This is a genomic window from Stenotrophomonas sp. K-6, assembly GCF_056861555.1.
The window spans coordinates 488,003-509,182 of sequence record NZ_JBSPUC010000001.1 but is presented as its reverse complement, the minus strand read 5'-3'; the positions used below and the strand labels follow the sequence as shown (position 1 = coordinate 509,182).

The window sequence follows — 21,180 nt, the reverse complement described above, 5'->3', positions numbered from 1 at the left end:
GAAGAATGACGACAAACAGGCAGCAAATGACGGCAAATATCCGAAACGGGACCGCCGGCATCTGCAGGCAGTCCTCGCTGAGGATCAGTGGGGCGCAAATATACATACATGCATGTTTGTTTGTAAAGCGGTACAATTCAGGCCGGTTTCATCCAGCAACTGCGCAGCGCAATGGCCAGAAAAACCAAAGAAGAGGCGCAGGCCACCCGCGAGGGCATCCTCGACGCGGCTGAGGCCTGTTTCCATGAATTCGGGGTCGCGGGCACCAGCCTGGCGATGATCGGCGCGCGCGCCGGATTTACCCGCGGCGCGGTGTACTGGCACTTCAAGAACAAGACCGAAGTGCTGACCGCGATGATTGACCGTGAGCGCATTCCGTTCATCGAGCGGCTGCGGCGCACCACCTCGGCCAAGCGCAACACCCCGGTGCTGGATCTGCGTTCGGCGCTGCTGGTGTCTTTCCAGGAGCTGGCCGACGACGAGCGCCTGCGCAACATGATGGAAATCATGCTGCGCAATGACCTTTCTGTGGAAAGCCAGGCGATGCAGGCACTGCAGCTGGAGGCGTCGCGCGAGGAGCTTGGCATTTACGCTGCCGCGTTCCAGCGCGCGCAGGAGCTGGGGCAGCTGCGCGAGGGGGTGGACGTGGACACGGTGGCCCGCATCGTGAGCACGAGCCTGACCGGGGTGCTGTACAGCGCGATGCTTGAACCGGAGCTGTTCGAGATCAAGCGCGATGGTGTGCAGACGCTGGATGCGATCCTCAGCGCGTTCGTGCAGCCGGGCGTATTCACCCCGGGCGCCCCGCCCACCGCCCTGCCAACCGACGACGACGCCTGAGGCAAAGTGCGGGTTGGTCGGGCGCTGGGCCCCGCAGTGGCCGACAGGCCCCTGGGCAAAATCAAGGAGGAGGCTGTCGCCGTCAGGCGGCGGCCGGGGGACATTTGCCGAGGGGCCTGCCGGTCGCTGCGGGGCCCTCACGCTCGCGGCAGCCCCAAACGGAGGCAGCCTTTGACAGAAGGAGCAAAAAAAACGGCGACACCGAAGTGCCGCCGTTCTTGCTACCACCCGATCATTGCGTAGCGTTACAGGATGTAGCGGCTCAAATCCGGATCCTGCACCAGTTCGCCCAAGTGCGCGTCGACGTAGGCCTGGTCGATGCTGATGGTCTCGCCATCGCGATCCGGGGCCTCATAGCTCAACGTATCCAGCAGGCGCTCCAGCACGGTGTGCAGGCGGCGCGCACCGATGTTCTCCTGACGCTCGTTCACCTGGAAGGCGATCTCGGCCAAGCGGTCCACCGCATCGACGGTGAACTTCATCGAGACACCTTCGGTCTGCAGCAGCGCTTCGTACTGTTTGGTCAGCGCGGCTTTCGGTTCGGTGAGGATGCGTACGAAGTCCTGCTTGCTCAGCGCGCCCAGTTCCACACGGATCGGGAAACGCCCCTGCAGTTCCGGGATCAGATCGCTGGGCTTGGCCAGGTGGAACGCACCGGAAGCGATGAACAGGATGTGGTCGGTCTTGATCGTGCCGTACTTGGTGGACACGTTGGAGCCTTCCACCAACGGCAGCAGATCGCGCTGGACGCCTTCGCGCGACACATCGCCACCACCGACGTTGTCACCGCGCTTGGCGACCTTGTCGATCTCATCGATGAACACGATGCCATGCTGCTCACAGGCTTCGATGGCCGCACTGCGGATATCGTCTTCGTTGACCAGCTTGCCGGCCTCTTCCTCGATCAACAGCGGACGCGCAGCCTTGATCGACAGCGTGCGCTTCTGCGCCTTCGCGCCGCCCATGCTGGAGAACATCTGGCGCAGCTGCTGGCCCATTTCCTCCATGCCCGGTGGGGTCATGATGTCCATGCTGACATTGGCCGACACTTCCAGCTCGATCTCGCGCTCATCCAGTTCACCGTTGCGCAGCATGCGGCGGAACTTGATGCGGGTCTCGTTGTCCTGCGCGGAGGGCTCGTTGCGCGCGGCCTCGGCATCGAAGCCGATACCGGTGCTGCGGCGCGGCAGCAGTGCATCCAGGATGCGGTCTTCGGCACGTTCTTCGGCCTGGGTGCGCACGCGCACCTTGGCCTGCTCGCGGTACAGCTTGACCGCGGTATCAGCCAGGTCGCGGATGATCTGCTCCACGTCCTTGCCGACGTAGCCGACCTCGGTGAAACGGGTGGCTTCGACCTTGACGAACGGTGCATTGGCCAGCGTGGCCAGGCGACGCGCGATCTCGGTCTTGCCGACGCCGGTCGGGCCGATCATCAGGATGTTCTTGGGCATGACTTCATTGCGCAGCTCGGCCGGCAGCTGCATGCGGCGCCAGCGGTTGCGCAGCGCGATGGCGACCGCGCGCTTGGCGTCGTGCTGGCCGACGATGTGCCGGTCCAGTTCCTGCACGATCTCGCGCGGGGTCATGGTGGCGGACGAAACTTCGATCTTGTGCGGCATGGGTGTGCTCACGAGGATATGGGGTGGAATGACGTATCACCGGCCTGCCTGGCAGCGACGTAACGCTGATGTGGAGCCACGCCATGCGTGGCTGGCCGGATACCGCAGCCACGCATGGCGTGGCGCTACCGAGCGTTGACCCTGCGGGTCAAAGCTCCTCGACCACCACGTTGCGGTTGGTGTAGATGCAGATGTCGCCGGCGATGTTGATCGACTCGGTGGCGATCGTGCGGGCATCCAGTTCGGTATGCGCCATCAGTGCGCGGGCGGCCGACAGAGCGTAGGAACCACCGGACCCGATGGCGATGATGCCGTCTTCCGGCTCGATCACATCACCGGTGCCGCTGATGATCAGCGAGGTGTCTTTGTCGGCGACGGCGAGCAGCGCTTCGAGCTTGCCCAGGCGGCGCTCGGTGCGCCAATCCTTGGCCAGTTCCACTGCGGCGCGCTGCAGCTGGCCGTGCTTTTCCAGCTTGGCCTCGAACAGCTCGAACAGGGTGAAGGCATCGGCGGCGGCACCGGCGAAACCGGCCAGCACCTGGCCCTCGCGACCCAGACGGCGCACCTTGCGGGCGTTGCCCTTCATCACCGTGTGGCCGAGCGTGACCTGACCATCGCCGGCGACGGCGACATGCCCATTGCGCCGCACCGAGATGATGGTGGTGGCATGAAATACGTTGGGGTTCTGACTGGGGTCCATGGAGCCTCCGGGGTGACAAAGACTGAGGTGGGGTCTATGCCCGACGCTTCAACCCGCCCTGCCCTGCGCCCGGATGCCGCAGCGGATCGATTCAGCTTTCGTTGCCGCTCTTGCGCCGCTTGGCACGCGGGTGCGCGGCGTCGTAGACCTTGGCCAGGTGCTGGAAATCCAGATGGGTATAGATCTGCGTGGTGGCGATATCGGCATGGCCCAGCAGCTCCTGCACACCGCGCAGATCGCCGGAGGATTCCAGAATGTGGCTGGCGAAGCTGTGCCGCAGCATGTGCGGATGCACGTGCTTGAACAGGCCCTGGCGCTGGGCCAGCTGGCGGATGCGGATCTGTACGGCGCGCTGGGTGATCGGGCCACCCTTGCGCCCGGGAAACACCGGCGCGGTCGCCGCGCCGCCGCTTTCGGCCCGCCAGCCCTGCAGCGCAGTGCGCGCATGCGAACCGAACGGCACGCGTCGCTCCCGGTTACCCTTGCCCAGTACATTGACCAGACCGGTGTCGAAATCCAGGTCGCGCCAGATCAGCGCACACAGCTCACTCAGGCGCAGCCCGGAGGAATAGAACAGCTCCAGCAGCGCGCGATCGCGCAGACCGAGGGGTGCATCGGTGGGCAGTTCCACCAGCTGCACGGCTTCATCGGCGTCGAGCACCTGCGGCAGTTTGCGTGGTGCCTTGGGTGCTTTCAGGCCGTTCGCGGGATTGGCCTCGATACGGTGGTGTTTGAGCAGCCAGGCGTAAAAACTGCGGCAGGCAGAGAGCCGGCGCTGCAGCGACGTAGGCGACAGCCCACGACGGTGTTCGTCAGCAATGAACTGGCGCAGCTGCGCACTGTCGAGCGTGTCGATCATCGCACCCTGCCCCTCAGCCCACGCCGCGAGTGCGTCCAGGTCGCGACGGTAGGCATCCAGCGTGTGCGCCGACATGCGGCGCTCCACCTGCAGGTGCGACAGGAAGTCCTGCGCGATACTCACGGCGACTCCCCTCGAAGGAACGTCAGGGCGAGGCGAAGCGCTGCAGGGCGACAACCAGCGATTCGCCCATCATGCGCAGGAACAGCGTGCCCATGCCCGGGTAGAACCGATTGCCGTCGTGGCTGCCGACCGCGATCAGGCCGACACCCGGCAGCGGCAGTAGTGCGCTGGACTGCACTTCCTCGGCCCGCCCGGCGTACAGCACGGTGTTTTTCTCCGGCTGCAGGCGGCCGCAGATCGGCTCGCCATCTTTCAGGCAATCGCGGAACACACCCAGCAACGGACTGCTCTCCTCGATCACCTGCAGCCACGGCGCCTGTTCCAGTCCCGCTACCGGATGCAGCACGATCAGCCGCACCAGATCACCGGCAAAATCTTCTTCCAGCGAGGCAGCCATCGCCCGCAGGGTGTCGGCCGCCGAGTCCTGCTTCATCAGTGCCAGGGTCAGCTGGTGCGTGCGCACGGCCAAGCGCTCGTTGATCTGCGCATTGGCGGCCAGATCGGCCAGCCGTCGCGACAGCTCACGGTTCTTGTCGCGCAGCACCTCCAGCTGATAGCTGGCCAGCGACGCGGTGGGGCCGTCATCGCGCGGCACCACCAGGGTCAGGGCCAGGTCCGGGAACTGCTTCAGGAAGGTCGGATGCCGACGCAGCCAGGCGGCGACTTCATGCGATCCGATCTTCTCGGCGGTCTCGCTCATGCGTTCCACTCCCCATCAAAGACGAAGGCTGCGGGTCCTGACATCACGATCTGTGCATCGTCGGACGGCCAGCGGATGCGCAGATCACCGCCAGGCAGCGACATCGTGGCATCGCGCTGCAGGCGACCGCGCTGCATCATCACCACGGCTGCGGCGCAGGCGCCACTGCCGCAGGCCAGGGTTTCACCGGCGCCGCGCTCGTACACGCGCAGGCGCGCGTGCTGCGGGCCGAGCACCTGCACGAAACCGACGTTGACCGATTTCGGGAACGAGGCGTGCTGCTGCAGCAACGGGCCCAGGCGCTCGACCGGGGCGGCATCGACCAGACCCACTTCGATCACCGCGTGCGGGTTGCCCATCGACACCGCGCCGAAGCGCACCGTGTCGCCCTGCAACGGCAACAGGTATTCCTCACGGGCGCGGGCGAAGCCGATCAGCGGCACGTTCTCCGGCTCGAAACGCGGCACGCCCATGGCAACGGCGTACTGTTCTTCGCCCAAGCGTTCGACCGCATGCGTGGTGACCGGACTGTCGATCGCGAAGGTGCTCCCGGTCGCTGCGCCATCACGCACCAGCCAGGCCGCCACGCAGCGCGCGCCGTTACCGCATTGCTCGGACGTACTGCCGTCGGCGTTCCAGATCCGATACGAAGCGACCGAGCCCTCGGCCCTGGGTGGCTCGATGGTCAGGATTTGGTCGCAGCCCACGCCGGTATGGCGATCGGCCAGACGCGCCGCCAGTGCGGCATCCGGCGGTGCGCTGCCATCACGCAGGTCCAACACCACGAAATCGTTGCCGGCGCCATGCATCTTGGTGAAGCGCAGCGCCGCGGACGTGTTCGATTTACTCATTCCCGTCATTGGCCTTCAGCGCCGGGGCATCAACCGGATCGGGAACCACGGGGGAATCAGTATCGGCATCGGCGGCCGGCGGTGTGGCGTCGTCAGCGGCCGGCTCGACCAGCTGCTCTTCGACCGGGACCGGCTTCTGCGGCAGGACCAGCGGGCCCTTGTTGCCACAGGCCGACAGCACCAGCAGCGCCGAGGCGGCCAGCGTCAGGGAGATGAGGGTACGGGGGGATGTCTTCATCCCCCGAGTATAGCCGCGCTGTTTGGGCGCTTGGGTGCCGGCTGGATGAACAGGCAGCGCAGAAATCACGCCCTTGGAGGCACCCTGGTGGTGCCGGCCAGCGGCCGGCCCTACCGGCGCTGCTGATGATCCCTGGCCGGGGGGAGCGGCGCTGGTCGTCTCCCGACGGCCAGCGGCTGCCGTTACGGCGTCTGGGTGACGCCCAGCTGGTCCAGCACGAATGCGTACGACTCGGCCAGCTCGTGGTAACGCTGGAAGCGTCCGGACTTGCCACCGTGGCCGGCTTCCATGTTGGTGCGGAACACGATCGGGAAGTGGCCGGTGTTGTCATCGCGCAGCTTGGCCACCCACTTGGCCGGCTCCCAGTACTGCACCTGTGAATCCCACAGGCCGGTGCCGACGAACAGGGCCGGGTACGCCTGCTTGCTGACGTTGTCGTAGGGCGAGTACTTGAGCATGTAGTCGTAATACTCGCGCTGCTCCGGGTTGCCCCACTCGTCGTACTCGTTGGTGGTCAGCGGGATGCTGGCGTCGAGCATGGTGGTGACCACATCGACGAACGGCACCTGGGCCACCATCACGCGGTAGTCCTGCGGGGCCTGGTTGGCCACCGCGCCCATCAACAGGCCACCGGCGCTGCCACCGGAGGCGGCGACGCGATCCTTGGCGGCATAGCCCAGCCGGACCAGTTCGCGCGTGACATCGACGAAATCGTTGAAGGTGTTCTGCTTCTTGAGCAGCTTGCCGTCCTCATACCACGCACGGCCCATTTCCTGGCCGCCGCGGATGTGGGCGATGGCATACACCACGCCACGATCCAGCAGGCTGACCACGGTCTGGTTGAAGCCCGGGTCCATCGACATGCCGTAGCTGCCGTAGGCGTACTGGTACAGCGCGCCGGTGCCGTCCTTCTTGAAGCCGTTGCGGTAGACCAGCGACACCGGCACCTTGACGCCGTCGCGGGCGGTGACCCACACGCGTTCGGTCGTGTACTTCGACGGGTCGTAGCCGATCACCGGCTGCTGCTTGAGCTGGCGGCGTTCACCGGTGACGGTGTTGAGCTCGTAGGTGGTGGTCGGCGTGGTCAGCGAGGTGTAGGCGTACCGCAGCCACGGGGTGTCGTGCTCGCTGTTGGCGGCCAGCCCCATCGAATAGGCCGGTTCGTCGGCCTTGACGTAATCCTGGCGGCCATCCGGGAACAGCAGGCGCACGCGCTCCAGGCCATTGGAGCGCTCGGCGATCGCGGTGAAACCGTCGAACAGTTCGAAGCCTTCGATCAGCACGGCATCATCGTGCGCGACCCAATCCTTCCACTGGCTGCGCGCGGTGGCATCGCTGGGCGCGGTGACGATCTTGAAGTTCCTGGCGTCCGCAGCGTTGGTACGGATCACCCACCGGCCATTGAAGTGGTCGGCATCGTATTCGACGTCACGCGCACGCGGCGCCAGCACCTTGAACGCCTGCGGGTCGGCAGCCGGGGCGTAGCGGGTTTCCGAGCTCACCGTGCTGTGCAGCTCGATGGTCAGGAAGCGATCATCGCGGGTGCGGCCGACGCCCATGTAGAAGCTGTCGTCCTTCTCTTCGTAGACGAGCACGTCGCTGCTGGCCGGGGTGCCCAGCACGTGCTTTTTGACGCGCACGGTGAGCAGGGTCTCCGGATCGTTCTCGACATAGAACAGGGTGCGGTTGTCATCGGCCCAGACCACGTTGGGCGACACGTTCTCGATGCGGTCCGGCAGCACCTCACCGGTGCGCAGGTCCTTGAAGCGGATCACATACTGGCGGCGGCCGACATCGTCCTCGGCCCAGGCCAGCAGGTGGTTGTCCTGGCTGACATCGGCATCGCCCACGTTGAAGTAGCCCTTGCCTTCGGCCATCGTGTTGATGTCGAGCAGGATCTCTTCCGGCGCCTCCATGCTGCCCTTGCGGCGCGCCTGGATCGGGTAGTCCTTGCCGGTTTCGAAGCGGGTGTAATACCAGTAGCCGCGGTCACGCGAGGGCACGCTGGCATCGTCCTGCTTGATGCGGGCGACGATCTCCTTGTACAGGGTATCTTCCAGCGGCTTGAGCGGGGCCACGACCTGGTCGGTGTAGGCGTTCTCCGCGTTCAGGTAGGCCAGCATCTTCGCGTCTTCGCGCTTGTCGTCGCGCAGCCAGTAGTAATCGTCGCTGCGGGTCGCGCCAAAGGGAGCCTTCACCGTGTGCGGGTGCTTCTCGGCGTCGGGCGGGGTCAGCGCGGGGGCGGCGTGCACGTTGGAGGTCATGAGGCTGGCAACCAGTAAACAAAGGGCGGGTTTCACGAGATAAGGTTCCTGGCGGGGGAATGCAATGGCGTCCGTGTCCCTGCAGTCTGTGCTGGCAGGTAGGCCAGCAGCAAGCCTGTCGTTGGTCACTGCGCCTATCATCAGCCCATGGATACTTCCCGCACGCCCCCGACCGGCACCGGCTACAGCCGCCGCAGCCAGGACATCGAACCCTTCCACGTCATGTCGCTGCTGGCCCGCGCGCAGGCGCTGGAGCAGGCTGGCCAGGATGTGATCCACCTGGAGATCGGCGAGCCGGACTTCACCACCGCCGCACCGATCGTGCGCGCCGGCCAGGCCGCGCTGGCAGCCGGCCACACGCGCTACACCGCGGCCCGGGGCCTGCCCGCGTTGCGCGAGGCGATTGCGGGCTTCTACCAGGATCGCTACCAGGTACACATCGACCCCGAGCGGATCCTGGTCACGCCGGGTGGCTCGGGCGCGCTGTTGCTGGCCAGCAGTCTGCTGGTCGATCCCGGCAAGCACTGGTTGCTGGCCGATCCGGGGTATCCGTGCAACCGGCACTTCCTGCGGTTGGTGGAAGGGGCCGCGCAGCTGGTGCCGGTCGGGCCGGAGACGGCCTACCAGCTGACGCCGGAGCTGGTGGCACGGCAGTGGAACGCGGACAGCGTGGGTGCGCTGGTCGCCTCCCCGGCCAATCCGACCGGCACCGTGCTCTCGGCGGCGCAGCTCGCGGCGCTGTCGCAGTCCCTGAAGGCACGCGGCGGGCATCTGGTGGTGGATGAGATCTACCACGGCCTCACCTACGGCATGGACGCGGCCAGCGTGCTGCAGGTCGATGATGAAGCGTTCGTGCTCAACAGTTTCTCGAAGTACTACGGGATGACCGGCTGGCGCCTGGGCTGGCTGGTCGCGCCGCCCCAGGCGGTGCGGGAGCTGGAGAAGCTCGCGCAGAATCTGTACATCAGCGCCTCGAGCATCGCCCAGCATGCCGCCTTGGCGTGTTTCGAGCCGGAGGCGATCGCGATCTTTGAACAGCGGCGCGCGGCGTTCCGCGAGCGTCGCGATTACCTGCTTCCCGCGCTGCGCGCGCTCGGCTTCCGCATCGAAGTCGAGCCGGAAGGCGCGTTCTATCTCTACGCGGACGTGAGCGCGTTCACCGATGATGCGCAGGCGTTCTGTGCGCATTTCCTGGAAACGGAGCATGTGGCGTTCACGCCGGGCCTGGACTTCGGCCACCACCGCGCCAACGCGCATGTGCGGCTGGCCTATACGCAGGACGTGCCTCGCCTGGAAGAAGCGGTGCGCCGCATCGCGCGCGGGCTGGAGACATGGGTGCGTTGAGCGGCCCATAAAAAAACGCCACGCATCGCTGCGTGGCGCTGAACATGGGGTGGAGCCAACCTGACGCCCCACCACCCGGAGTCTGCTCCAGGGGGCTACTGCGTCCGCTGCAGGCTCACTGCCTGCTGATGGCTCGACGGCCCTGACCGTCGAGCCATCCCGAGCTTACTTCGACAACTGCTCCCACAGGAAGCTGTAGGCCAATGCCGACATGTGCGCCGCCTGGGCGTTGTTCGCCGCGCCGCCGTGACCGCCTTCGATGTTCTCGTAGTAGGTCACATCCTTGCCGGCGTCGATCATCTTGGCCGCCATCTTGCGGGCATGCGCCGGATGCACACGATCATCGCGGGTGGAGGTGGTGAACAGCACCGGTGGGTAGGTCTTGCTCGCATCGAACAGGTGGTACGGCGAGAAGGTCTTGATGAACTCCCAATCGGCGGTGTCAGGATTGCCGTATTCGGCCATCCACGACGCACCGGCCAGCAGGTGGCTGTAACGCTTCATGTCCAGCAGCGGCACCTGCACCACGACCGCACCGAACAGCTCCGGGTACTGGGTCAGCATGTTGCCGGTGAGCAGGCCACCGTTGCTGCCACCCTGCACGCCCAGGTGCTTGGCCGAGGTGATCTTGCGGCTGACCAGATCGCGGGCGACCGCGGCCATGTCTTCATAGGCTTTGTGACGGTTCTGCTTGAGCGCCGCCTGGTGCCAGCGCGGACCATACTCGCCACCGCCGCGGATATTGGCGACCACGTACACGCCGCCCTTCTCCAGCCACGCACGGCCCATGCCACCGGAGTAGGACGGGGTCAGCGAGATCTCGAAACCGCCGTAGCCGTAAAGCAGGGTCGGGTTGGAGCCATCCAGCTTCATGTCCTTGCGATGCACCACGAAGTACGGCACACGGGTGCCATCCTTGCTGGTGGCGAAGTGCTGCTCGATCACCTTGCCGTCGGCGTTGAAGAACGTCGGCATGGTCTTGAGCACTTCCGGCTGCTTGCCGATCTCGGCAATGGCCAGGGTGGTCGGGGTCAGGTAGTCGGTGACGGTCATCCACACCGCATCGCTGTCATCGGCATCCACCGCGCCGACGGCCACAGTGCCGAACGACGGCGCGCCGGTGAAGGCCGTCGTCTTCCAGCCGGTGTCACCCGGCGTCAGCACGCTCAGGCGGCTCTTCACGTCGTCCAGCACGTTCAGGACCAGATGGTTCTTGGTCCAGCTGGTGCCGGCCAGCGAGGTGGTGTCGGTCGGTGCGAACAGCACGTCGAAGTCACGCTTGCCGGCGAGGTAATCGTCCAGCTTGGTGGCCAGCAGCGAGCCGGCGGCGTAGGTCTTGCCGCCCACGGTCCACGGCTCGCGCAGTTCCAGGGTCAGCCACTGCTTGCGCAGGCCTTTTTCGGCCGAGTTGGGGGCATCGATCCTGGTCAGCTTGCCGTCGTCGGCGCGCAGGTAGAGCTCGTTGTTGTAGAAGGCCAGCGTGCGGCTGACCAGGTTGCGCTCGTAGCCGGGGGTATCGTCGTGCATGGCCGCGATGTACATGTCATCGGGCTTGCCCTCGTAGACCACCGAGGCCGAGGCCATCGGGGTGCCGCGCTTCCACAGCTTGGCCACGCGCGGATACCCCGAGGTGGTCATCGTGCCGGTGCCGAAATCGGTGTAGACGAACACGGTGTCGCGGTCGATCCAGTTCAGGCCACCCTTGGATTCCGGACGGAAGAAGCCGTCCTTGATCCAGGTCTTGTTGGCCAGGTCGAACTCGCGGGTGACATCGGCATCGGCGCCGCCGCGCGACAGCGCGATCAGGCAGCGCGAATAGTCCGGGCGCAGGCAGTCAGCGCCGTGCCAGACCCAGTTCTCGCCCTCGGCCTTGTTCAGTGCATCCAGGTCCAGCACGGTTTCCCACTGCGGCGAGGCTTTGCGGTACTCGGCCAGCGTGGTGCGGCGCCACAGCCCGCGCTCGTGCTGTTTGTCCTTCCAGAAGTTGTAGTAATAGTCACCGATCTTCTGCACGCCCGGGATCTTGGCGTCGGAGTCGAGCACCTCTCGGATGCTGGTCTCCATCTGCTTGAACGCGGGGGTCGAGGCCAGCCGGCCTTCGGACTTGGCGTTCTGTTCCTTGACCCACGCCAGCGGCTTGTCACCGGTGACGTCTTCAAGCCAGGCGTACTTATCGGCGGGGGCGTCAGCGGCCATGGCGGTTCCCGCCGCACCGGCGGAGATCAGACCTGCCACCAGGCAGGCGGAAGCGAATCGTGACATTGCAGCTCCAGGCGTTCATAGCCTTGGGACGCTATCACACCGGCTGGCCGCGGCTCACGTGTCGAAGGTCAGGCCGTGCCGGGCGTGCCAGCGGGCGGCTGCGGCGCCGCGCCTGCGGTCCCCGGCGGCGGCGGGCGGTGCGGTTGAGCAGGCCGGCCAGCGGCAGGCGGAAGCGATGCAGGCTCCACCAGGCCATCAGCGGCATCCCGATCAGCCACATCGGCAGCCAGCCGATCCACTCGCTATGGCCCCGCGCGGCGGGCCAGACCAGGACCAGGGCCATCCCGGCGAGGGCAGCCTGCCTGACGCAACGCAGCACGCGCGGATCGGGACGGTCGGACGAACGCGGGGAAGACGACAGGGTCATGACACAGCTCCGTGCGAAAGTGATGCGTCACCTTGCCGCGCCGCCATCTCAAGGGCTGCGACCTTGTACGTCACGGTGTCGGGAGCGTCGCCGACGTCGCGACAGTGTGAATCGGTCACGCAACCGCTGCGCCGCCATTGACGTTCTCCGCTGTCCCACCCACCATGCCCCTGCCAGCCACTGGAGCCACCCGCCGCATGTCTTCGAACCGCCCGCTTCGCGCTGTCCTGTTGGTCTCCTCGATGGCATTGCTGTCTGCCTGTGCGTTTCGCCATGAGACCAAGCCGGAACCCGCGCCGACCCCGGTCGCCGTCGACAGCGCCGGCGCGCCGATCGACCTGCAGCGTTTCATGGGCACCTGGTATGTGATCGGCCGGGTGCCGAATCCCATCGAGCGTGGCCACGTCGCCAGCGTCAATGAATTCCGCCTGCGTGGCGACCAGAAGGTGTCCATCACGTACCGCTACCGCAACGGCTTCTCCGAACCGCTGCAGGAACTGACGGTGCGCGCCTCGGTGGACGAGAAGAGCGGCAACCACAACTGGCGCACCTGGTTCTACAAGGTCGTGCCGACCCACACGCGCGTGCTGGAAGTGGCGCCGGACTACTCGTGGGCGATGCTCGGCTACCCGGGCCGCGAGATGGCGTGGGTGTTCGCGCGCCAGCCGGACATGGACAAGGAGCTGTACAAGGAGCTCGCCACCCGCCTGCGTGATGATTACGGGGTCAACACCGACAAGCTCAAGCGCGTGCCGCAGCACCCCGAGCAGGTGGACCGGCTGGGCTTTGAAGTGCCGAACGTCCGGTAAGGGCGGCGGTCAGGCCGCCTCGCGCGGCTGCACCCTGCGCTCGATTTCCTGCCGCGTCGGCAGCGTCTTCAGGTCGTACTCGGCCTGGAGAGCCAGCCACGACGCGGCATCCCCGCCAAAATGACGCGCCAGGCGCACTGCGGTATCCGCCGTTACGCCACGGGTTTCATGCACGATGGCGTGCAATCGCGTCGGCGGCACATCCAAGGCCCGTGCCAGCGCGGTGATGCTCAGCTGCAGCGGCAGCAGAAACTCCTCGCGCAGGATTTCGCCCGGATGGACGGCCCTGAGGTTGTTGGTGGGACGGCTCATGGATGGCACCTCAGTGGTAATCGACGATCTCGACATCACACGGACCGTTGTCGGTCCAGATAAAACACAACCGCCACTGCGCGTTGATGCGGATGCTGTGCTGCCCACGTCGTTCGCCACGAAGCGCTTCGAGCCGATTTCCGGGCGGGCTGCGGAGGAACTGCAGGGTCTGTGCAGCATCCAGCATCTGCAGCTTGCGTTCGGCCAGTGTCTGGAACGCACGGAATCGTCCAGGGCATCGTCCCGCGAACAGCGCGAGCGTGTGGCGGCATCGGAAGGAACGAATCATTCCGCACAGCGTATTACGCGAAACGGAATGTAACACAGGTGCCCGTCACGCAATGATGCGCTCGTGGAACGCCTGATCAATCGAATCTGCGCGTACTGCCGCCCTGGTGTTGCAATGGGCGGCTTGGCCGGGACGTGTCCCCTACCGATTACTTCCGGCTGTAATGCGTCACCAAGCGGTCGCCGATCATCTGCAGGATCTGCACCAGCACCAGCAGCAGCACCACGGTGACCAGGGCCACGTCGGTATGCGAACGCTGGTAGCCGTCGCGGAACGCCAGGTCCCCCAGGCCGCCCGAGCCGATCGCACCGCCCATCGCGGTGAAGCCGATCAGGGCAATCACGGTGACCGTGGCGCCGGCGATGAGGCCAGGCCGCGCTTCCGGCAGCAGCACCCGGCTGACCAGTTGCCAGGTGGTAGCCCCCATCGCCTGGGTGGCTTCGATCACGCCGCGGTCCACTTCGCGCAGCGCGGTTTCGACCAGACGTGCGTAGAACGGCGCCGCGCCAATCACCAGCGGCACGATCGCGCCACGGACGCCCAGCGAGGTGCCCATCATCCACAGCGTGAGCGGGATCAGGACGATCATCAGGATGATGAAGGGCACCGAGCGCAGCAGGTTCACCAGCAGCGCGAGCGCGCCATACAGCACCGGCTTGCGGTGCAGCTGCGGCGAACCGGTCAGGAACAGCAGCACGCCCAGCGGCAGGCCGATCAGCAGCGTGAGCGGCAGCGAGCCGCCGAGCATCAGCAGGGTATCCAGCGTGGCCTGGCCGATATCGGCCCATTTGCCGGCGTCGAGATGGCGGAAGAACCCGCCTGCGGTGGCCAGGATCATCGGCGCAGCTCCTCAAGGTGGACACCGGCGGCGACGAAGCCCGCCTGCGCGGCCTGCACGTCGCCCCCGACCAGCGAGACGGTCAGCTGGCCATACGGGGTGTCCTTGATCCGGTCGATACGCCCGGACAGGATGTTGTAGTCCACGCCGGTCTCGCGCGCGATGCGCCCCAGCAGGGGCTCGTAGGTGTCGGCACCGAGGAAGGTCAGGCGCACGATGCGCCCGGCGACGGCCTCGAAATCCTTGTGCAGCTCGCCCTCGTCCACCTGTTCGGACTCGCTCACAAAGCGGCGGGTGGTCGGGTGCTGCGGGTGCAGGAACACCTCGGTGACCGGGCCGGTCTCGACCAGGTGGCCGGCATCGAGCACCGCAACGCGGTCGCAGACACGGCGGATCACGTCCATCTCGTGGGTGATGAGCACGATGGTCAGGCCCAGCTCGCGGTTGATCCTGCCGAGCAGTTTGAGCACCGAGGCGGTGGTCTGCGGGTCCAGTGCGCTGGTGGCCTCATCGCAGAGCAGGATCTGCGGGCGGGTCGCCAAGGCACGGGCGATGCCGACGCGCTGCTTCTGGCCACCGGACAGCTGCGCCGGGTACTTGTTGGCGTGCGCTTCCAGGCCGACGGTATGCAACAGTTCGTTCACGCGGGCGTCGATCTCCGCCCGCGGCGTCCCGGCCAGCTCCAGCGGGAAGGCGACGTTGGAGGCCACCGTGCGCGACGAGAGCAGGTTGAAGTGCTGGAAGATCATGCCGATCTTCCGGCGCAGCACGCGCAGGCCCTCGGCATCCAGCGCGGTGACATCCTCACCGTTGATCAGCAGGCGGCCGCCGCTGGGCTCCTCCAGCCGGTTGATCAGCCGGATCAGGGTCGACTTGCCCGCGCCGGAATGGCCGATGATGCCGAACACCTCGCCGGCCTCGATGGTCAGGTCCAGCGGCTGCAGCGCGGCAATCGCGCGGCCGCCGACGGCATAGGATTTGTGCAGGCGCTGGAACTCGATCACTTCGCGGTCAACCGGGGCATCGACGGGAGGGGGCGTGCAGCCTACCAGCGCAGGACGGCCCTGGCCCGCGCGGCAGGATCGAATCATATTCCGTTTGATTATAAGGCGGCGTCATGGGCCGCCCGGAACCGCTCAGGGATGGTCCAGTGGCCTGGGCGGCTGCACCTGGCGGACCCGCTCGCGGTGCAGCAGGTACAGGCCGGAGGCCACGATGATCGCCGCCCCCAGCCAGGTGACCGAGTCGGGCAGCGCGCCCCAGAACAGCAGATCCCAGCCGATCACCCAGACCAGCCCGGTGTATTCGAGGGGGGCGATCATGGAGGCCTCGCCCAGCTGGAAGGCACGGGTCAGGGCAACCTGCCCCCCTGCCCCGGCCAGGCCCATGCCGGCGATCAGCGCGGCGTGGCCCAGTTGCAACGGCTGCCAGTCGGGGATCGCCAGTAGACCCGCGCCGACGGCCATGATCACCAGGAACCACACCACCATGGACTGAGGGGTGTCGGTGCGGGTCAGCATGCTGACCGTGATCGCCGCCAGCGCGTACGCGGTCGCGGCCAGCAGAACCATCAGCCCGGGCAGCGAGATGAAGCCGCCGACCCCGGGCCGCAGCACGACCAGCACACCGACCAGGCCGATGCCGATGGCGATCCAGCGGCGCGGGCCGACCTTCTCCCCGAGCAGGGGCACGGACAGCGCGGCGATCAGCAACGGGGCAACGAAGTAGATGGTGTAGGCCGTGGACAGCGGCAGGCTGCGCAGGGCGTACACGAAGCAGCCGATCATCGCCATGCCGAGCACGCCGCGCAGCAGGTGCAGGACCCAGCGCCTGGGCACCAGCGAGCGCGGGCCAGCGGTGGCCAGCACCCAGACCAGCACGAACGGCAGCGAGGCCGCGCCGCGCAGGAAGGTGACCTGCAGGGTGGGATAGCTGGTGGCCAGCTGCTTCATGCCGGCATCCATCAGCGAGAAGCAGGCCACGGCCATCAGCATCCAGGCAACGGCGCGGGAGGGGGAGCGTTGGGTGTTCATGGCCCATTATCGCCGCCGGCGACGGGCCGTCCATGGCGGGTTGGTTAGAATGGGGCATTCACCCGTTGGAGTTCTCCCCATGCCCTCTTTTGACGTCGTTTCCGAAGTCGACACCCACGAGCTGACCAATGCGGTCGACCAGGCCAACCGCGAGCTGTCCACGCGCTTCGATTTCAAGGGGGTGGACGCCAAGTACGTGCTGGAAGACAGCGTGATCAGCCAGTCCGCACCGAGCGATTTCCAGTTGCAGCAGATGACGGACATCCTGCGCCAGCGCTTGACGGCGCGGAAGATCGATGCGGCGTGCCTGGAGTTCGGTGATATCGAGTCGAATCTGGCCGGCGCGCGGCAGAAGATCACGGTCAAGCAGGGGATCGAGCAGAAGGTGGCCAAGAAGATCGCGGCGAAGATCAAGGAGGCCAAGTTGAAGGTGGACAGTCAGATCAATGGCGACAAGCTGCGGGTGACGGGCAAGAAGCGCGATGATCTGCAGGATGCGATGGCGCTGTTGCGGAAGGAGACGTTCGAGGTGCCGCTGCAGTTTGATAATTTCCGCGATTGATCTTGGCCGAAGGGGTGTAGCGAAGAGCGCTGGCGATTGATTGCTGGTGCGCCTTCGCTGCCTTGGCACTGGCAGTTCATCGCTGAAGGCTGGCGATTCATTGGCGAGGGCTGCGTCGGGTTGGGCCCGGCCGGGCCCGGCCCGGCGGTGAACCCATCCATGGGGGCTCATGTCGCGGCATCCATGCCGCTCATGGTCCGGGCAAGGCCTGGCCCTACCCGCCGCCCAAACAATGCGTCACCGGATAGGCAAGCAAAGCGGTAGTGCCGGCCGCTGGCCGGCAACCTCGTTGCGCAGATCGAAAAGATGCGGCTTCCGGCGTGTGTACCGCCGGGCACTGGTCACTACGCGCGAATCAGCTTGTACAGGGTCGTGCGTGAGATGCCGAGCTGGCGTGCGGCGGCGCTGACGTTTCCATGATGGGCGGCCACGGCGTCGCGCACGTGCTGTGTCGTGTGCATGCGCAGCGATGCACCTGCGGCGTTGGCGCGCGGCGCGTCGAGCTTCACGCTGGCATGCGGTGCGAGGGGTCCGCGCAGGTACTGCACGTGCACGGCGGTGTCCTCATCGAGGCGGACGCGGTGGGCCGGGCCGGTCTGCAGCAGGCGGCGACGCTGGTGGGCGCTGGCGCCGGCAAAGAGGCCGTCGAGGGTGAGGACCGGCAAGGGGCCGCGTCGTGGGAGGCCGAACAGGCGCCGGGCGACGCGATTGGCGGCGCGTACGTGGCCGTCTTCTTCGATGGCCAGCAGGCCCTGCAGCGGTGAGTGCAGCCAGCGGGTGTCGTGTTGCACGGCGAGCAGGTGACAGGGGCGGTGGTCCTGCATGAGGCGGTTCTCGGCCGACAGCGCGGCTTGGCGGAAGTAGCCGTGCAGCAGCTCCGCGTCGCGTTCGCCGGTGCCGGTGATGTCCAGTGCGCCCAGTACTTCGCCATCCAATCCATGCAGCGGGACGCTCAGGCAGAACACCGAGGCGAAGCGGTCCAGGTAATGTTCGTTGCCGCGCACCAGGGCAGGCGCGTCTTCGGCCAGGCTGCAGGCCGGCGCGGTGGTGCCGATGTCGATCTCGCGAAGGCGCCGGCCGATCTGGATCGGGCGCAGCACGGGGACATCGGCCAGGCCGTGTTCGCGCTGGGCGATGACCAGGCCGTCGGCGTTGACGCAGAACAGCGTCCATTGGCGGCCACCGAAGGCAGCCCAGAGGTGGTCCATGTCTTCGCGCACACAGCGTGCGAGGCGGCGGTCGGCGGGGTCGTCGAGGCGTGCGGCAGCCGCGGCAAGCGGCGCGTAGTACGGCTCCTGCCGGGGCTGTACGCCGGCTTGGCGAGAGCGCTCCCAGGAGCGCTGCACCGGCGGGCTGACCACGCTGTCCATCAGCGCGCCGCCCTCGGCGAAACGCTGACGGGCGGCGGCCAATACCTGCTGCTGTTCCAGAACCATCGCGGCCATCGGTCGATCTCCACCTCGGACCGACAGCCTACTCCCGCAACGCTGACTGAGACGTCATCGCAGGCATGCACGCCTGCGACGGACCGTTTCACCCGCCGATGGTCAGGATCGGCTTGAGGGTGACACCGCGGGTGCTGTCCTCGGCGGCCTGGTTGATCTGGTCCAGCGGGTAGAACTTGACCAGCTTGTCGAACGGGAAGCGACCCTGCTGATACAACTGCACCAGCTGCGGGATGAACACCTTGGGCACGCTGTCGCCTTCAACGATGCCGCGGATACTGCGTCCGCCGAGCAGCAGGTTGTTGACGTCGAACTCGGCCTTGGTGCCCAGCTTCGGCGCGCCCACCACGCCGATCACGCCCAGCCCGCCAAGCGCTTCGATGCCCTGTGCGAGTACTTCCGGTCGACCGGTGGATTCCAGCGCGAAGTTCGCGCCGCCGCCGGTGATCCCGCGCACCGCTTCCACCACATCGACCTCGCGGCTGTTGATCACGTGGGTGGCACCCAGTTCCTTGGCCAGTTCCAGCCGGGAAGGCACCACATCGATGGCAATGATGGTCGTCGCACCGGCCACGCGAGCGGCCATTACCGCGCTCAGCCCGACCGCGCCGGCACCGAAGCTGGCAAAGCTGCTGCCGGCGGTCACCTTGAGCGAGTTGATCACCGCTCCGGCGCCGGTCTGGATGCCGCAGCCAAGCGGGCCGAGCAGTTCGATCGGCGCATCGTCAGGCACCTTGATCGCGTTGTTTTCGCGGCTCAGTGCGTAGGTAGCGAAGGAAGACTGCGCGAAGAAATGATCGTGCAGCGGGTGGCCGTCCGGATCCTGGATCGCGGTGGAGCCGTCCAGCGCACCGCCACCGAAGTTCAGGCCGAAGAAATCCCTGCAGTAGGCGCCGTGGCCGCCGCTGCAGGGATTGCAGTGGCCGCAGGCGCCGTAGGTCAGCACGACGTGGTCACCCACCTTGAGGTCTTTCACGCCCGGACCGAGCGCTTCCACGATGCCCGCGCCTTCATGACCGAGCACGGCCGGCAGCGGCACGGGATAGTACTGGTCACGCACGATCAGATCGGTATGGCACAGGCCGGTGGCGACCACGCGGACCAGCACCTCATCGTCCTGCGGGCCACGGATGCGCGCCTTCTCGATCGTGAAGGGCTGTTCTTTTTCGCGCACCACGGCCACGGTGATGTCGCGCAGTTCTGCTGTTGCGGTCATGAGGGTCTCCTGGATCAGATCGGGTACGCGGGCGCTTCGCCCTTGACGGTCATCCACTGCCATTGGGTGAACTCGTCGATGTTGGACGGGCCACCGATGCTGGTGCCATTGCCCGAGGCGCCGACGCCACCGAACGGATTGATCACCTCATCGTTCACGGTCTGGTCGTTGATGTGCAGCAGGCCGGTGCGCAGCCGTTCGCCAAGCTTCAGCGCGCGGCCGACGTTGCTGGACACGATCGCCATCGACAGGCCGTACTCGCTGTCATTGGCCAGCTCGACCGCCTCATCGTCGGTATCGAACGGCACCACCACCGCGACCGGCGCGAAGATTTCTTCGTGGAAGGCCGGGTTGTCGCGGCTTACATCGCTGAGCACGGTCGGCTCGAAGAACAGATCCCTGTAGCCACCGCCGGTGGCCAGGGTGGCACCGGCGGCCTGCGCCTCGGCGACGATGCGCGCGGCGTGGTCGCGCTGCTGGGCATTGATCAACGGCCCGATGGCCACCTCGCCGTCGGCCGGATTGCCGACCTTGAGCGATTTGGCCTTGGCCACCAGCTTTTCCAGGAAGCGCGCATGGATGCTGCGCTGGACCAGTACGCGGCCGGTGGCCATGCAGATCTGGCCCTGGTGCAGATAGACGCCCCAGGCCGTGTTGGCGACGGCCAGATCGATATCGGCATCGTCCAGCACGATCAACGAGTTCTTGCCGCCCAGTTCCAGCGACACCTTCTTCAGGTGCTTGCCGGCCGCTTCGCCCACCTTGCGCCCGGCCCCGGTGGACCCGGTGAACTGGATCATCGCGATGTTCGGGTCACTGGTCAGCGCCGCACCAGCCGCGCCATCTCCCGGCAACACATGCAGCAGGCCAGCAGGCAGGCCGGCCAGTTCAAACAGGCGCGCGATCACGAAGCCACCGCATACCGCCGTGCGCGGATCGGGCTTGAGCACCACTGCGTTGCCCAGCGCCAGCGCCGGGGCCACCGCACGCATGGCCAGGTACAGCGGAAAATTGAACGGCGCGATCACACCGACCACGCCGAGGGGTCGGCGGCGCGCCAGATTCAGACGGCCCGGTTCGGACGGCAGGACTTCGCCGATGCTGCGCGAGGGCAGTGCCGCCGCTTCATGCAGCGCCTTGGTGTTCACCTTGGCCTCGAAGCCGGCCTTGAGCTGGGTGGAGCCACTTTCGCGGACCAGCCACTGCACGATCTCGTCGTTGTGCTCTTCGGCCAACTGCGCGGCGCGGCGCAGGACCTGCGCGCGGGTGTCATACGGGGCGCTGGCCCAGTCGCGCTGTGCCTTGGCGGCGGCGGCGGCCGCACGCGCGATCTGCGCGGGGTCGGCCATCGCGATCTCACCGAGCCGCTCGCCGGTGGCGGGTTCGACCACGTCCTGGGTGCCGGCACCCGAGGTCCACTGACCGTCGAAAAGCTTGCCGGACCACGTGGCCGTCGGCAGGAATGCATGTGTTGCCATCGCGGATAACTCCTTGCGTCGTGTACCCGGC

Annotated in this window: 21 protein-coding genes; 4 read left to right on the top strand and 17 right to left on the bottom strand. The window is 66.5% G+C overall.

Annotated features, from left to right (window positions below):
• The first annotated feature begins 171 nt into the window (after positions 1–171).
• Positions 172–840, top strand: a complete 669-nt coding sequence (locus AC13F7_RS02255; RefSeq protein ID WP_481469568.1) for a TetR family transcriptional regulator — start codon at positions 172–174, stop codon at positions 838–840.
• A 245-nt stretch (positions 841–1,085) separates the two neighbouring features.
• Here the strand turns inward: AC13F7_RS02255 and hslU are convergent, their stop codons facing one another.
• The 7 genes from hslU to AC13F7_RS02220 form a co-directional block, all read right to left on the bottom strand.
• Entirely contained in the window at positions 1,086–2,459 is a 1,374-nt protein-coding gene (gene hslU / locus AC13F7_RS02250) for an ATP-dependent protease ATPase subunit HslU (protein WP_121039962.1), read from the bottom strand.
• A gap of 148 nt (positions 2,460–2,607) precedes the next feature.
• Positions 2,608–3,159, bottom strand: coding sequence for an ATP-dependent protease subunit HslV (gene hslV, locus AC13F7_RS02245; protein ID WP_019183676.1), 552 nt, complete (start codon positions 3,157–3,159; stop codon positions 2,608–2,610).
• A gap of 91 nt (positions 3,160–3,250) precedes the next feature.
• Positions 3,251–4,141, bottom strand: coding sequence for a tyrosine recombinase XerC (gene xerC / locus AC13F7_RS02240; protein WP_482999108.1), 891 nt, complete (start codon positions 4,139–4,141; stop codon positions 3,251–3,253).
• A gap of 22 nt (positions 4,142–4,163) precedes the next feature.
• Complete coding sequence (locus AC13F7_RS02235; protein WP_482999107.1) at positions 4,164–4,841, bottom strand: DUF484 family protein; 678 nt, start codon at positions 4,839–4,841, stop codon at positions 4,164–4,166.
• A complete protein-coding gene (gene dapF / locus AC13F7_RS02230; protein ID WP_482999106.1) occupies positions 4,838–5,692 on the bottom strand; it encodes a diaminopimelate epimerase in 855 nt (284 codons plus the stop codon). The genes AC13F7_RS02235 and dapF overlap by 4 nt, the downstream gene beginning before the upstream one ends.
• Positions 5,685–5,930 (bottom strand): LPS translocon maturation chaperone LptM, encoded by a 246-nt coding sequence (lptM, locus tag AC13F7_RS02225; RefSeq protein ID WP_176988150.1) that lies wholly within the window; start codon positions 5,928–5,930, stop codon positions 5,685–5,687. Before lptM ends, dapF begins: the two co-directional genes overlap by 8 nt.
• A gap of 182 nt (positions 5,931–6,112) precedes the next feature.
• Complete coding sequence (locus AC13F7_RS02220; RefSeq protein ID WP_482999105.1) at positions 6,113–8,230, bottom strand: S9 family peptidase; 2,118 nt, start codon at positions 8,228–8,230, stop codon at positions 6,113–6,115.
• Between the two features lie 111 nt (positions 8,231–8,341).
• Here AC13F7_RS02220 and AC13F7_RS02215 point away from each other — a divergent pair, with 111 nt between their 5' ends.
• Positions 8,342–9,538 carry a pyridoxal phosphate-dependent aminotransferase gene (locus AC13F7_RS02215; protein WP_482999104.1) on the top strand — a complete coding sequence of 399 codons (1,197 nt, stop codon included), beginning with the start codon at positions 8,342–8,344 and terminating at the stop codon, positions 9,536–9,538.
• 165 nt (positions 9,539–9,703) lie between these two features.
• On the opposite strand, the gene AC13F7_RS02210 is transcribed toward AC13F7_RS02215, so the two are convergent.
• Both AC13F7_RS02210 and AC13F7_RS02205 read right to left on the bottom strand, forming a co-directional pair.
• Positions 9,704–11,800 carry a prolyl oligopeptidase family serine peptidase gene (locus AC13F7_RS02210; RefSeq protein WP_481469556.1) on the bottom strand — a complete coding sequence of 699 codons (2,097 nt, stop codon included), beginning with the start codon at positions 11,798–11,800 and terminating at the stop codon, positions 9,704–9,706.
• Positions 11,801–11,834: 34 nt separating this feature from the next.
• The gene (locus AC13F7_RS02205; RefSeq protein WP_481469642.1) at positions 11,835–12,161 is read right to left on the bottom strand and encodes a hypothetical protein; all 327 of its coding nucleotides are present in this window, start codon (positions 12,159–12,161) and stop codon (positions 11,835–11,837) included.
• A 203-nt stretch (positions 12,162–12,364) separates the two neighbouring features.
• On the opposite strand from AC13F7_RS02205, the gene AC13F7_RS02200 reads away from it, so the two are divergent.
• A complete protein-coding gene (locus AC13F7_RS02200) occupies positions 12,365–12,976 on the top strand; it encodes a lipocalin family protein (RefSeq protein WP_123730137.1) in 612 nt (203 codons plus the stop codon).
• Positions 12,977–12,985: 9 nt separating this feature from the next.
• On the opposite strand, the gene AC13F7_RS02195 is transcribed toward AC13F7_RS02200, so the two are convergent.
• From AC13F7_RS02195 to AC13F7_RS02175, 5 genes are all read right to left on the bottom strand, one after another.
• The gene (locus AC13F7_RS02195; protein WP_137190416.1) at positions 12,986–13,288 is read right to left on the bottom strand and encodes a HigA family addiction module antitoxin; all 303 of its coding nucleotides are present in this window, start codon (positions 13,286–13,288) and stop codon (positions 12,986–12,988) included.
• Between the two features lie 10 nt (positions 13,289–13,298).
• On the bottom strand, positions 13,299–13,577 hold the full coding sequence (locus AC13F7_RS02190; protein WP_346471318.1) for a type II toxin-antitoxin system RelE/ParE family toxin: 279 nt from the start codon (positions 13,575–13,577) through the stop codon (positions 13,299–13,301).
• Positions 13,578–13,725: 148 nt separating this feature from the next.
• Complete coding sequence (locus AC13F7_RS02185) at positions 13,726–14,415, bottom strand: methionine ABC transporter permease (protein WP_481469555.1); 690 nt, start codon at positions 14,413–14,415, stop codon at positions 13,726–13,728.
• Positions 14,412–15,419 (bottom strand): methionine ABC transporter ATP-binding protein, encoded by a 1,008-nt coding sequence (locus AC13F7_RS02180; protein WP_481469640.1) that lies wholly within the window; start codon positions 15,417–15,419, stop codon positions 14,412–14,414. The genes AC13F7_RS02185 and AC13F7_RS02180 overlap by 4 nt, the downstream gene beginning before the upstream one ends.
• 132 nt (positions 15,420–15,551) lie before the next feature.
• The gene (locus AC13F7_RS02175) at positions 15,552–16,448 is read right to left on the bottom strand and encodes a DMT family transporter (RefSeq protein ID WP_353085690.1); all 897 of its coding nucleotides are present in this window, start codon (positions 16,446–16,448) and stop codon (positions 15,552–15,554) included.
• Positions 16,449–16,527: 79 nt separating this feature from the next.
• Here AC13F7_RS02175 and AC13F7_RS02170 point away from each other — a divergent pair, with 79 nt between their 5' ends.
• Entirely contained in the window at positions 16,528–17,010 is a 483-nt protein-coding gene (locus AC13F7_RS02170) for a YajQ family cyclic di-GMP-binding protein (protein WP_123730133.1), read from the top strand.
• Positions 17,011–17,354: 344 nt separating this feature from the next.
• Here AC13F7_RS02170 and AC13F7_RS02165 read toward each other — a convergent pair whose 3' ends face one another.
• The 3 genes from AC13F7_RS02165 to AC13F7_RS02155 form a co-directional block, all read right to left on the bottom strand.
• A complete protein-coding gene (locus AC13F7_RS02165; RefSeq protein WP_482999103.1) occupies positions 17,355–18,455 on the bottom strand; it encodes a helix-turn-helix domain-containing protein in 1,101 nt (366 codons plus the stop codon).
• 88 nt (positions 18,456–18,543) lie between these two features.
• Positions 18,544–19,671, bottom strand: coding sequence for an NAD(P)-dependent alcohol dehydrogenase (locus AC13F7_RS02160; protein ID WP_481469551.1), 1,128 nt, complete (start codon positions 19,669–19,671; stop codon positions 18,544–18,546).
• A gap of 14 nt (positions 19,672–19,685) precedes the next feature.
• Positions 19,686–21,149: a benzaldehyde dehydrogenase gene (locus AC13F7_RS02155; protein WP_482999102.1), complete on the bottom strand. Its 1,464-nt coding sequence runs from the start codon at positions 21,147–21,149 to the stop codon at positions 19,686–19,688.
• Positions 21,150–21,180 lie beyond the last annotated feature (31 nt).